Source organism: Cohnella baijiui, assembly GCF_020731285.1.
Classification (GTDB): domain Bacteria; phylum Bacillota; class Bacilli; order Paenibacillales; family Paenibacillaceae; genus Cohnella.
On the sequence record NZ_JAJFOW010000177.1, the window covers coordinates 1 to 329 of the forward strand.

A 329-nucleotide genomic window follows, 5' to 3' on the forward strand; every position below is an offset into this window, starting at 1 on the left:
GAATTAGCCGATTTAAGCAAGGGCCTACAAAATAGGAATAAATTTTTTATTCCTTATTTTAGTGAGAACTATGTTGATAACATTGACGATATTTCATGTTTTTGTTACGTTCCAGAATTTGAATTAAGCGAACTAGATGATGAGGATGATTTCGAATTACCTTTATATACGGATACAAAAGATGTTCACAGTCTATTTGAACAGAAAACATGTCAAGTATACACCGAATATAATGATCGTATCTATGAAGTTCAACTGTTTCTACTAGATAATGCTGTTGAAGAAGCACGACTGAAAAAGCGGAGTAAAATATTTTTGGGGTACCTTAG

Annotated in this window: 1 protein-coding gene; it reads left to right on the forward strand. The window is 32.2% G+C overall.

The annotated features are described in order from the left end of the window. The coding region (locus LKX83_RS32205) for a hypothetical protein (protein WP_227887341.1) at window positions 1-329 on the forward strand (329 nt) is incomplete at both ends.